The 12,774-nt window shown below is 40.6% G+C and carries 13 protein-coding genes; 4 read left to right on the forward strand and 9 right to left on the reverse strand.

The features are described 5' to 3' along the window. Window positions 1–7: 7 nt before the first annotated feature. The 8 genes from serB to K5Q29_RS03485 form a co-directional block, all read right to left on the reverse strand. Entirely contained in the window at window positions 8–643 is a 636-nt protein-coding gene (gene serB, locus K5Q29_RS03450) for a phosphoserine phosphatase SerB (RefSeq protein WP_105153439.1), read from the reverse strand. 51 nt (window positions 644–694) lie between these two features. After that, entirely contained in the window at window positions 695–2,419 is a 1,725-nt protein-coding gene (gene ezrA, locus K5Q29_RS03455) for a septation ring formation regulator EzrA (RefSeq protein ID WP_105153440.1), read from the reverse strand. An 88-nt stretch (window positions 2,420–2,507) separates the two neighbouring features. Further along, entirely contained in the window at window positions 2,508–4,460 is a 1,953-nt protein-coding gene (gene gyrB / locus K5Q29_RS03460; protein WP_002939427.1) for a DNA topoisomerase (ATP-hydrolyzing) subunit B, read from the reverse strand. 181 nt (window positions 4,461–4,641) lie between these two features. Next, window positions 4,642–5,181, reverse strand: coding sequence for a DJ-1 family glyoxalase III (locus K5Q29_RS03465; RefSeq protein WP_105153441.1), 540 nt, complete (start codon window positions 5,179–5,181; stop codon window positions 4,642–4,644). Window positions 5,182–5,194: 13 nt separating this feature from the next. After that, the gene (locus tag K5Q29_RS03470) at window positions 5,195–6,424 is read right to left on the reverse strand and encodes an FtsW/RodA/SpoVE family cell cycle protein (RefSeq protein WP_012027447.1); all 1,230 of its coding nucleotides are present in this window, start codon (window positions 6,422–6,424) and stop codon (window positions 5,195–5,197) included. Window positions 6,425–7,124: 700 nt separating this feature from the next. Next, window positions 7,125–7,367, reverse strand: a complete 243-nt coding sequence (locus tag K5Q29_RS03475) for a type B 50S ribosomal protein L31 (protein WP_012027466.1) — start codon at window positions 7,365–7,367, stop codon at window positions 7,125–7,127. Between the two features lie 118 nt (window positions 7,368–7,485). Further along, on the reverse strand, window positions 7,486–8,514 hold the full coding sequence (locus K5Q29_RS03480; RefSeq protein ID WP_105139753.1) for an FAD:protein FMN transferase: 1,029 nt from the start codon (window positions 8,512–8,514) through the stop codon (window positions 7,486–7,488). Continuing rightward, window positions 8,501–9,445, reverse strand: a complete 945-nt coding sequence (locus K5Q29_RS03485; RefSeq protein WP_105139752.1) for a bifunctional oligoribonuclease/PAP phosphatase NrnA — start codon at window positions 9,443–9,445, stop codon at window positions 8,501–8,503. The genes K5Q29_RS03480 and K5Q29_RS03485 overlap by 14 nt, the downstream gene beginning before the upstream one ends. Before the next feature lie 94 nt (window positions 9,446–9,539). Between K5Q29_RS03485 and K5Q29_RS03490 the strand changes: the two genes are divergently transcribed. The 4 genes from K5Q29_RS03490 to K5Q29_RS03505 all read left to right on the forward strand — a co-directional run bounded on the left by K5Q29_RS03490 (window position 9,540) and on the right by K5Q29_RS03505 (window position 11,991). Next, complete coding sequence (locus K5Q29_RS03490) at window positions 9,540–10,001, forward strand: flavodoxin (RefSeq protein ID WP_105139751.1); 462 nt, start codon at window positions 9,540–9,542, stop codon at window positions 9,999–10,001. Window positions 10,002–10,139: 138 nt separating this feature from the next. After that, window positions 10,140–10,409, forward strand: coding sequence for a 30S ribosomal protein S14 (gene rpsN / locus K5Q29_RS03495; protein ID WP_002940393.1), 270 nt, complete (start codon window positions 10,140–10,142; stop codon window positions 10,407–10,409). A gap of 81 nt (window positions 10,410–10,490) precedes the next feature. Continuing rightward, window positions 10,491–10,769 carry a chorismate mutase gene (locus K5Q29_RS03500; RefSeq protein ID WP_024401825.1) on the forward strand — a complete coding sequence of 93 codons (279 nt, stop codon included), beginning with the start codon at window positions 10,491–10,493 and terminating at the stop codon, window positions 10,767–10,769. Next, window positions 10,759–11,991, forward strand: coding sequence for a chloride channel protein (locus K5Q29_RS03505; protein ID WP_105139750.1), 1,233 nt, complete (start codon window positions 10,759–10,761; stop codon window positions 11,989–11,991). Before K5Q29_RS03500 ends, K5Q29_RS03505 begins: the two co-directional genes overlap by 11 nt. Window positions 11,992–12,073: 82 nt before the next feature. On the opposite strand, the gene tnpA is transcribed toward K5Q29_RS03505, so the two are convergent. Then, a complete protein-coding gene (gene tnpA, locus K5Q29_RS03510; RefSeq protein ID WP_024400212.1) occupies window positions 12,074–12,550 on the reverse strand; it encodes an IS200/IS605 family transposase in 477 nt (158 codons plus the stop codon). Between the last annotated feature and the right edge of the window lie 224 nt (window positions 12,551–12,774).

The raw sequence follows: 12,774 nt of genomic DNA on the forward strand, positions 1-12,774 counted from the left end.
CTTCTCATTATTTACTATCTAAAATCTCTATTAGTTTATAGAGATTTTTTTCATTTATTTGGTAGGGTGCCTGTTCTTGGACAATCGGTTTAGCACAGAAAGCTACTCCAATTCCTGCTCGTTGAATCATTGGTAGATCATTTGCTCCATCCCCCATAGCAATCGTTTGAGATAGACTCAGCCCATTTTCTGTCGCCCATTCTTCTAAACATGCTTTTTTAGTATCTTTCGTTACAATTTCCCCCAACACTTGTCCAGTCAATACTCCATCTACTACTTCTAATCGATTAGCCCGAACATAATCTAACTCTAACTGTGCAGCTAGTCGATCGACTGTTTCATGAAACCCGCCTGAAACTACTGCTACCTTATAGCCTCGCATTTTTAATTCTGAGACTAATTCTGCTGCTCCAGGCGTAAAGTGGATTTTTCTGATAATTCGATCAAACACAGAAACAGGCAGTCCCTTTAACAACGCCACACGTTCACGTAAGGCTTCTTCAAAATCCAATTCCCCACGCATAGCACGTTCGGTAATTGCTGCAACTTTCTCTCCTAAACCAGCCTCTTCTCCAAGTAGATCTATTCCTTCTTCCAAAATTAATGTTGAATCAACATCCATAACTAATAATCCAGTTGTCATTTCCGATATTCCTTTCAAAGTATAAAAATAAAAAGCCAAATGGCTTTTTATCTAGTAGCGAATGGCTTCGCGAGTTTTTTCGTATGAACGTACAAAACGCTCTGTTACACCAGGTTCAACGGTTTCCAAAGCAAATGAAATTTCTTCAAATGCTGCTTGGTAATCAAAATCCTTTTCAAAAATTGATAATGAACGGTTAAATGCTTTTTGCACACTTTCATCGAATGAACGATAACGGTTAGAGTATTGTAGCAACTGCTCTGTTAAAGTCGCATTTTGCACAATCAAATACGCTAACTCTTCCAATTGATTCATATCATACGTTGCATTTTCCAACAAACGGTTAACAACTTCGATGTTGATTCGTTTATAGTCTAACTCGGCAATTAAGGCTTCCACATGATCGCTCGTTCTAAAGAAGTTTGTTAAAAATTCAGCTGGAATTCCTGGAAGGTTTCGTTTTTCCATATAACGCTTAAGGGTATGCAATTTATTGATATAAAGTGTAGCTTTCCTACGCGCTGTGTTCTCTGACAATTCTTGTGATTTAAGATAGTCAGCTAAAACAAGCTGATCCTCTTCGATTTCTTTCAAGCTTGCCAATGAATGGTCCAAACGCTCTTCCAGAATAGAATATGCAACTTGTGGATTTTCAATGTCTTCCACACTTTCTGTAACAACAATTTCAATCGATTCCAAACGAGCTTTAAGCTGATTGATCCGTGAAAGTTTGCTATCTGCCAGCAAGTAAGTTGTGTTTAGGCGCTGGCTTTCCTCATCCAAGAGCTGTGTATTTTGGACAACATGCTCCAAGAATTTTGGCAAGTTTTTACTAATCTTAACAGCTTCCTTATTCGCTTCGATTTCACGATTGAAGACTTTATACAAATGATCAATTTTTGCTTGAATTCCCTCATTTTCAGCTTCTGCCGCATCCAAATCAAAGGAAACAATCAAAGCAGTATTTTCACGAATTGAAACACGAATATTTTGGAACTGTGACTCGATGTTAGCTTCTGTGAACAAATAATTCTGCTCAACCAGTTTACGATAACCCGACTCCAAATCTTCCAATTGCTCTGGGAAATCTTTTGTAACTCGTTCAATCAAACTTGGAATGCGATCCATGATTTGATTGAGAGCAATCATATGCTCTTCAGTCTTATCAAGGATTTCAGAAGCTTCAATCGGGTCACCTGAGGAATTGAGCATCACAAATTCAGAAAACTCAACTTCAATATTTTTCAATTGTTTCTCAAGTTCTGGTAGTGTCTCACCGTAGCTATCTGGATTTTCACGAACAGCTTCCTGTAAACTATCGAACAAGTTTAACGCATGTTTTACGCGACCAGAGTTTTTCTCTTCTTGCTCCTTCAACTCCATCAAACCATGACGGATAGAGGCGATGTCTTCTTCAATTAAATCAATTTGGCTTTCGATACTGTCGATAGCATTCTTTGCACTCACAAAGCGAAAAGCATTGTTATAGCCTTCTGCCTCAAAGATATGATTTTCAATATCGGCAAATGAATTGAGCGACAAATCAACCCATTTTTGATTCCATTCACGGAATGACACCTGACTTTGACCAATCAAATGAAGTGCTTTGACAGCTTCAACTTCTTCATTAACTGGAAGGTTAAATAGCTCTTCCTTACGTTCTTCCAATGCAACCAAAAGGTTGTCATTTCGTTTACGAACAATCAGGCAAGCTACATAGGCAATGATTAAAATAATAACAATCGAAACGATTAAGATGATTGTTCCTGTAGGCATGTAAATCTCCTTAGCTCATAGTAATTACTAGAAAATATCGCTTAATTATACCATAAATCTCTAGTATATGCACTTGTTTTTTTAGTTTTTAGACATCCAATGTTGAATAAACAGCATTTTCCTCGATAAACTCTCGACGAGGTTCAACCTTATCCCCCATTAGCATGTCAAAAATCTTATCGGCTTCTGCCGCATCATCAACTGAAACGCGTGCCATGAGACGATTTTCAGGATTCATCGTAGTTTCCCACAACTGATGATCATCCATTTCTCCCAAACCTTTGTAACGTTGGATCGTTGGCTTGGACCGTCCCGTACTATGTCTTTCTAAGGCATCTTGCAATTCTTGCTCTTGATTAACCCCAGGTTGAATATATTCTTTTATCTCACTTCCAACCTTGATACCGTAAATAGGTGGTTGAGCGATATATACGTATCCCGCTTCTACAACAGGACGCATGTAGCGGTAAAATAATGTCAGAAGGAGTGTCCGAATATGGGCACCATCGACATCGGCATCTGTCATAATGACTAATTTTTGATAACGTGCCTTGCTAACATCGAAATCCGCACCAAAACCAGTTCCCATAGCTGTAAATAGACTACGGATTTCTTCGTTGGCCAAAATCTTGTCCATGCTGGCTTTTTCTACGTTCAAAATCTTACCACGAATCGGTAAAATAGCCTGAAATTCACGGTCGCGACCGGATTTAGCTGAACCACCGGCTGAGTCCCCCTCAACGATGAAAAGCTCTGTCTTCGTTGCATCATTTGAGGAACAGTCTGCTAACTTACCTGGGAGGTTTGAAATCTCAAGACCTGATTTCTTACGAGTTACCTCACGCGCACGCTTAGCAGCAATACGAGCCTTGCTTGCCAAAATCCCTTTTTCAACAATCCGTCTAGCAATCTGTGGATTTTCCAAAAGAAATTCTGCAAAGGCATCAGAGAAAAGGCGGTTGGTAATTTTGACCACTTCACTATTCCCAAGTTTTGTCTTAGTTTGTCCCTCAAATTGAGGACCTGGGTGCTTAACAGAAATGACCGCTGTCAAACCTTCACGCACATCTTCACCAGTCAAATTATCCTCATTTTCTTTGAGAATTTTATTTTTCTTGGCGTAGTCGTTGATAACACGTGTCAGAGCTGTACGGAATCCTTGCTCATGGGTACCACCTTCATGTGTGTGAATATTGTTGGCAAAACTAACTACGTTTTCATGATAACTCGTCGTATATTGCATGGCAACCTCAACGGTAATATCATCCATTTCACCTTCTGTATAGATAGGGGTCTCAAAAATGACATCCTTGTTCTCATTAAGATACTCAACGTAGGAAGCAATACCACCTTCATAGTGATATTCCTTTGTTTGCTCCACTCCCTCACGTTTGTCCGTAATAGAGAGATTTAAACCACGATTTAGGAAGGCCAATTCTTGGATCCGCTTATTTAATTTTGCAAAGTCGAACTCAGTCGTCTCAGTAAAAATTTCTGGATCAGGTGTAAAGTGTACAGTTGTACCAGAACGGTCTGTTTCTCCAACAACCTCCAAATCTGCAACGACTTCACCTCGTTTATACTCTTGGAAATAGACCTGACCATTTTTGTAGACATGGACGTCTAGCTGAGTAGATAGGGCGTTTACGACTGATGAACCTACGCCGTGCAATCCACCTGAGACCTTATAACCGCCTCCGCCAAATTTACCACCTGCATGGAGCACTGTAAAGACAGTTTCTACCGCTGGACGACCAGTTTTTTCCTGAATATCTACCGGAATCCCACGTCCATTATCAATAACCGTGATGGAGTTATCTGGCTCAATATAAACTTCAATTTTATCCGCAAAACCAGCCAGCGCCTCATCGATTGAGTTGTCGACAATTTCCCAAACCAAGTGATGGAGACCTTCTTTAGATGTTGAGCCGATATACATCCCTGGACGCATTCGAACAGCTTCAAGACCTTCCAAGACTTGAATCTGACTGGCATCATATTCTTGAGCCTTCTCTTGTAAATCTTTGATTTCTTCTGTCATTTCTTTTCCTTATTTTCTATTTGTTGCTCCTTAAAAATAGAAAAGCCAATCCATCTGGATAAAAGCGAAACATATTTTTAGAGCAAAAATCATTCTAACGAATACCCTTTATTATACCATATTTTCTAATATTTTGATAGAAAAAAGAAGAGGAAACATTAGCTCCATCTTCTTCATTACTTTAACTATGATAAACCATTGTTTGAGCTAGGCTTTCCCCATCTCCACCAAATAAATCAACCAATTTATAGGCGAAATCCAAACTTGTTCCAGCACCTCGGCTAGTGATAATTGGACCATCAACGACCACATCCTCTTCCAGATGAATACCTGACGGAATGTCTTTTTCTTTCCCTGGGAAACATGTATAGTGACGACTATCTAACAAACCAGCCTTATCCAGAACAATTGGAGCCGCACAGATTGCTGCTACTGATTTTCCTGATGCAACCGCTCTTTGCAATTCCGTAATCAGTGACTCTGAATCTCTAAGGTGAACAGAACCTGGCATTCCTCCTGGTAAAACAATCAGATCAAAGGAAGACATGTCCCCATCAAAGACTTGGTCAGTTTGAACACGAATACCGTGCGATCCCTCCACTTCATGACTATCTAAACCAACAATCTGACAGTCAAAATGAGCTCGACGGAATACATCTACAGGGGCCAATGCTTCGATTTCTTCAAAACCATCGGCTAAAACAACCGCAACTCTTGTCATATAAACCAACTTTCTAACGTTTTATCGTAATTTTTCTATAGCGACGTGATCGATTTGTTTCCTTCTCATCAGCTAGTCGTGACTGATACCCCATTGACAGCACTAGACCAACACCAATCAGATTTGAAACCATGGACGAGCCACCTTGGGAGATAAACGGCAAAGGAATACCTGTTAAAGGTAACAAACCCGTTGCAGCGCCAACATTTTCAAACACATGGAACAAGAGCATCATGATATAGCCAGTTGATATGTAGGTGTAGTATCGATTGTTTGACTTCAACGTTACCCGCAGCATTCGATAAATGAGCAACAAGTATAGTCCAATCAATACCGTCCCACCAATAAAACCAAAGTCCTCTCCAATCACCGTAAAAATCATATCACTTTCTCGAACAGGGATAAGAAGATTTGTTTTATTGAAACCTAGTCCTTTTAGGCCACCACTTCCGATAGCTATCAAACTTTGAGCTTGCTGGTAGGTCGTTGATTGGGCATTTTTAAAGGGATCAAGCCAGGCTGCAATACGATTGATTTTATAAGTATCCATCCCCAAATTGTGGAGGAATGTTGTTCCACCAGGAGAAATAAAAATCAGCATAAATCCACCAACCAAAACGATCCCCGTTAAGGCAGTCGGTAATAGAATTTTCCAAGAAACTCCTGATAATAGAAGCATTCCGCTAAAGATTGCTACAAATACTAAGGAGGTTCCTAAATCTTTCTGTAAGGCCAACAAAATCAGGACAGGGATAGTAAACAGTGTCATATAACCAATCAACATAAAATCCTCACGAATTTTTCGATTTGGATAATATTTATGAAAGGTGACAATCACCCTTGACAACATAATGATGTAGGCTATTTTCATAAATTCGGATGGTTGAAAGAGAGTCATTCCACCAATCGTTACCCAGTTTTTTGCTCCCGTTGACGCTACTAAGTCTGGACTGTAGAAAAACAAAGGCAATACCATAAGTCCTAGCCCTAGTACGTACAAGTAAGGTGTGATTTGCCACAGAAACTTAGTGGAAAAGAACATGACCAAAAAAGCTGCTACTGTTCCAATTCCTATCCAAGCAATTTGTTGACCAACCATCTGTACAACATTATCCGGATAATCTTGACTAACCGCAATGTAGAGAGAAATAATCCCCACAACTAATAAAAAAAAGACCGGTAAAATAAGTGAGTAGTCTACTCGACTATCGATTGTTCCCCTGTTTTTCATCAATTTCCTCATACTTTCACTTCAAATTCTTACTCGTTCCATTATAGCAGAAATCATCTCTCATTGAAACTAAAAATCTAGTTACATCAGCGGGGATACGATTTATACTCAACGAAAATCAAAAGTAGCCTAGGAAACGAAGTCGAAGATAGAACTGGAGTTCATCAAGGCAAGTTGACAACGGATAACTTTGATTTTCGAAGAGTATTACTAGTGCACAAATCATAAAATACGTATATCTTCATACCTTCGAACAGGCTGAAATATGACGCTTTACCTTCACACACCCCCTAAGTTTACCAAAGCCATGAATAAGTAAACCAATGGCAATCATTTTGGCAATCACGCACCAAAAAAGCCCTCTCCAATTTCTAGAGGTAAAGAAAAAACGGCTGATACTCAATAAAAATCAAAAATAGCAAGTCTAAGCTACTTATAACATGTGAAACCTTAATTTATAAGTTTGAGTTGAGGATTGTGGATTTCAAGTAGCTGTTTTCTTCTAAAAAAATAACAAAATCGAAACGCTCCATATCCACTTTGAGTGGTAGGTGGCTATTTTTGATTTTAAATGAGTATGAAAAATTTGCCCAATTTTTGGGAATGGTAACGCCCAGCCGTTACCATTTCCGTTACTTTTTCAAAAAGAAAACCATTCCCATAGCTCGGGAATGGCTTAAAATCAACGTTTCTAACGCTTCTATAACGCTGATTATTTGAGACCGTATTTTTTGTTGAAGCGATCCACACGTCCATCTGCTTGAGTGAACTTTTGACGTCCAGTATAGAATGGGTGTGAGTCTGATGAAATTTCCACACGGATCAATGGGTAAGTTTCACCTTCGAATTCAACTGTTTCGTTAGATTTCTTAGTTGAACCGCTAAGGAACTTGTAGCCAGTAGTTGTGTCCATGAAGACAACAGTGCGATATTCTGGATGGATATCTTTTTTCATTTTAAAATTCCTTTCTGCCATGGACTCTTTCCGAGCCATAGATTATAACCATTTAAGTTTACCAAAAGTTTGTTCTTATGGCAAGTCTTTTTACCTATTTTTTTAATATTTTTTCAAGTTATAGTACGGAAGCACCTGAAGCAAGGTCAGAAGTTACTCTGGCGCCAAATCCCCCTCTTGAAGGACTGCCCAAGCTATCAGAAATCCTTTCTTTACCAGCAAGAACTTTCTCAGAAAGTCCTGAGGTCACTAGAATACTGCCATCCAGCCCAATCAGAACCGCCTCGATACCATCAGTTTCTTCTACCATCTTATAAATCCGACTTATGTCTTGACCAAATAGTCGAGTCGTCCAAATCTCACCATCAACGGATTGTTTGGACACAATGGTCAAACTAGCCAGCTGCGACTCGATTGGATATCCGGTCTCAGGACTCAAAATATGATGATAGGTCTTTCCATTCACGGTAAGGGTTCTTTCGTAAATACCAGAGGTGACTACCGATTCTTCTCCAATTTTGAGGACGAGGGCATTTTCACCACGTGGCTTCTGAGGATCCTGTATACCAATTCGCCAATAGCCATCGGCATTGTGAGGAGCTTGACCAAAGGTCAGGACGTTGCCACCCAGGTTAATCAGTCCAGCCTCCACACCTATTCTTTTCAAGAAGTCGACAATCTTATCTGCTACATATCCTTTAGCAAGAGCACCTAGATCGATCGCCATGCCTTCTTTTCTCAAATAGACTGTCTGCATTTGATCATCTAATTCGATGTCCCTTGGATTGATGAGTTTGAGTTTTTCACTAATCGTTTCTGGGTTTGGAAGTTTGGCATCGCTAAATCCAATCCGCCAGCTTTGCACAAGGGGGCCAATGGTAATATTCAAAAAAGATCCCTGAGCCAGACTGTGTTCTTTGCCCAACTTAATCAATTCATACAGGTCATCAGCAACAGGAACCGCCTGAACACCTGCATTGAGGTTGACCTCCATCAATTCAGAAGTCAAGTCATTGGCAGAAAACCGATCCTTGTAGAGATAGAGAAGCTCTTCTACCTGATCCAAAATCGGTTCTGCCTGTGGATGCCAGATTTTTGTTTCAATGACAGTGCCCATTAAACGAAGGGAGCGACTACTTGCTTGCATTCCTCACTACCTCTTGGATTTCTTGGTATATTTGCTCATTTTCGGAGAGTGAATAAGAGTTAGCACCACTTGCTAGTGGGTGGCCACCGCCATCGTGGCGTTTGGCAATCTCGTTGATTGGAAGATACTTACTGCGTAGTCGTACTCGATAGTTTCCGTCAGTTTGTTCCACAAAAATCCCCCAAGATTGAACGATTCCAATCCGTCCTGGTGCACCTACGATAAAGGAAGTGTCCGCATCGGTCACGCCATATTTTTTGAGAATATCCTGTGTCAAAACGACACGTGCCGCACCATGTTCATCCACTTCCAAGTTGTCGTAGACGTAACCTGTCAACTTGGCAATCTTGAAATCAATGGTATCCATCTGGCGCGACATCCTTGCAAAGTCAAAATCTTCTTGGCGGAGACGAGCAACAATCGCAAAGGTGCGCGAGCTGGTTGCTGGATAGAGAAAGCGGCCTGTATCGCCCACAATTCCTGCATAGAGTAGACGAGCAATCTCTCCATCTAATTCCAGTTGGCATTGGATGGCTAGTTCCGCAATCATTTCACTGCATGAGCTGGCTTCCGTATTGACCCAGAGCAGGTCGCCATAAGGCTCTTCATTGGGGTGATGATCGATTTTAATCAAGAAATCTCCTTGAGTATAGCGGTCGTCATCCACACGCGCCGTATTGGCAGTGTCTGTCACGATAACCAAGGCTCCTTGATAGTCTTGGTCTGCAACTACGTCCATTCCTGCCATACAAGCAAGATTCGGTTCCTCAAAACCGGTTACCTTGATGGTTTTTTCAGGAAAATTCTTCTGCAAGAGTTTCTGCAAGCCAACTTGACTACCAATGGCATCCGGATCTGGTCTTTTATGTCGGTGAATAATAATCGTGTCGTATTCGTGAATTTTTTCAATAATTTTACTGTAAATTGTCATAGCAACTCCTTTTCATCATTTTAGCATAAACTTCCCCTTTTGAAAATGATGGGAGTGTGGTATAATGGAATTACTATGTAATTTGGAGGAAATTATGGCACTAGCAAAAATAGTTTACGCTAGTATGACTGGTAACACAGAAGAAATTGCTGACATCGTCGCCAGTAAGCTAGAAGAGTTAGGCTTGGAAGTACAGGTTCACGAATGTACGACTATTGAAACAGAAGAAATCTTGGATGCTGACCTTATCGTGGTAGCCAGCTACACCTATTCTTACGGTGGAGACGGTGAGCTTCCAGATGAAATTGTTGATTTCTATGCTGACCTAGCCGACTTAGATTTGACTGGTAAGGTCTACGGTGTTTGTGGTTCTGGCGATACCTTCTATGATGACTTCTGTAGTGCAGTAGATGACTTTGATGTCATGTTGGATTCACGTGGTGCAACTAAGGGTGCCGAAAATGTTAAGGTAGACCTTGCCGCTGAAGATGAGGATATTGTTAACCTTGAGCAATTCGCGACAGACCTTGTTGCAAAATTAGATACAATGAATTAACTGACAAACAGACTGGCTTATCAATAGGTCTAGTCTGTTTTCTTTTAGCATTTTATTAAAATTGTACACCTATTGTTTGCAATCTTAATAGTTTTGATATATAATTAACTAGTTAAGTTTTTTTAAAAGGAGAATTCTATGGCTAAAAAATCAAAAATGGCACGCTATCAGAGGCAATTGGAATTAATCGAACGTTATGCAGATTTGCGAAAAAGTCTCAAAGAAAAAGGTGACTATCAAGCACTTCGAAAATTGCCTCGCGACTCAAATCCAAATCGACTGAAATACCGTGACAGGACCGATGGCCGTCCGCATGCTTATATGCGAAAATTCGGTGTGAGTCGGATCACCTTCCGTGAATTAGCCCATCTTGGTCAACTTCCTGGGGTAAAAAAAGCAAGTTGGTAACTTCCTCAAACAAGGCTAGTATTCTGCCTTGTTTTTTGCTATACTAAAAAACAACTGAAACAATATACGGAGGTCTATAAGATGAATTTGGATTGCATCCGCGAACAGATCAACACGATTGATAGCCAATTGGTTGAACTACTTGAAAAACGAATGGAGTTGGTCGACCAAGTCACAGCCTACAAACGAGCAACAGGTAAGCCTGTTTTGGATACCAGCCGAGAAAATGCTGTCCTTGAAAGAGTTGGAAAATTAGTTCAAAAGGATGATTACCGCTCTGCCATTCAAGCAACCTTTAGTGATATGATGGCCCAATCAAGAGCCTATCAATCTTCCAAGCTAGCGAATCATGAGGAATAAGATGAAACAAGCCATCCAACTCCTTTTCTTTTCCAGCTTAATTGGAGTCGGTGCAGGAATAATTACCACACTTTTTGGGAAAATTCTACTAGGGGTTAGTGACTTACGATCTGAATATTTTACTTTTCTAATTCCTTTTCTGCCACTTGCAGGGATAATGATTGTTTTCATTTATCAAAAATGGGGGAGGGAAGTCCAAGCAGGTATGGGCTTAGTCTTCAAAGCTGGACAAGGGGAGAATGTGCAAATTTCTCCAGTTCTCATTCCGCTCATCATCTCTACAACTTGGCTCAGTCATCTTTTTGGCGCTTCCGTTGGTCGCGAGGGTGTAGCTGTTCAACTTGGTGCCAGTCTCTCGCATTGGTTACAAAAACATGGTTTCACACACTTGCCCAAAGACATGATAACAAAGATTGGTATGGCCGCAGGTTTTGCTGGGCTATTTCAAACACCATTGGCTGCTAGTTTCTTTGCCATTGAGGTTTTAGTCGTTGGCCAATATTCTTGGACAAGTCTCCCCTATTGTCTAGTCGCTGCTCTCACGGCTTCTACTACTTCCCATTTACTGGGATTGGAGAAATTTTCGTATGCCATCGCGACTACCTCATTCCATTTTACAGATAGCTTCAAATGGCTTCTAATTGCCATCTGCTTTGGAGTTGTAGGTAATTTATTTGCTTGGTTTCTGGCGCAAGCAAAAAGCATCTCAACTCGATGGCTTCCAAATCCTTACATTAAAATAGCTATCATGGGAGTTGGACTGACCGTTCTACTATTTTTCTTCCATCAAGGTCGTTATACTGGTCTAGGAACCAATTTGATTGATGCCAGTTTAGCTGGGGAACAGGTGTTTGCTTACGATTGGCTACTAAAACTCCTACTAACCTGTCTTTGTTTGGCTGCAGGTTTTCAAGGAGGCGAAGTTACTCCACTCTTTGCGATTGGAGCTAGTTCTGGGGCTGTTTTAGCAGGATTACTAGGTCTACCAACTGAACTTGTTGCAGCCCTTGGGTATTGTGCCGTATTTGGAACAGCCACCAATACCTTACTAGCTCCTCTCTTCATTAGTTATGAAGTATTCGGAGCTAATATCCTGCCCTATGCTATTCCTGTACTTGCCATAGCTTATCTTATAAACAGAAAACAGACTATTTATGGGGTGCAGGTGAGGAAATTCAATCAAAACCACCAGTCGAACTGGTGGTTTGTTCTACGGCTATAAGCCGCTTGTTCCGGCCAGGGCCAAAGGCCCACTGAAATAGCTTCCTCGCGCACCACTTTCCCGAGCAGGTGCTAAAGCACCATCAGGTTTTTTTCCTGTTGGTTTCCCCTGTAAATGGGTCAACCGTTTCAAACAAAGTGAGCTGGTCCGCTAACCTGTCTTCTTGTAATTGGTTCTGTATGTATTCTGCTATCACTTTTTGATTGCGTCCTACCGTATCCACATAGTAGCCTCTGCACCAAAACTTTCTATTCCCATACCTATATTTCAGATTGGCATGTTTGTCGAAAATCATTAAACTACTCTTACCTTTTAAATAGCCCATAAAACTGGAAACACTCATTTTGGGCGGAATACTAACTAACATGTGGATATGATCAGGGCAGGCATTAGCTTCATGGATAGTGACTCCTTTTCGCTCACACAAATCTCGGATGATCTTTCCGATACTAGCCTTATACTTGCCGTAAATGATTTGACGACGATATTTAGGCGCAAAAACTAGATGATATTTACAATTCCAGCGAGTATGTGATAAACTTTCATTATCCTCTCTCATGAGGTACCTCCTATTTGATTTGATGTAGTGGCGGGGAAACCACTTCTATCTTATCACTTTGGGAGGTTTTTTTAATACCTCGCTAGAAGCTCTACTGAGAGACTGGGCAAAAACTAGCCAGTAAATAAAAAACACAGATAGATTCAAGCTGATTCTGATGAAATTCAGCCGAACTGTCTGTGTTTTTCTTTCTGCTTCTACTATCTTGGACTAATTTCTTAGCC

The organism is Streptococcus sp. 2018037 (assembly GCF_019754195.1).
GTDB classification, from domain to species: Bacteria; Bacillota; Bacilli; order Lactobacillales; family Streptococcaceae; genus Streptococcus; species Streptococcus hashimotonensis.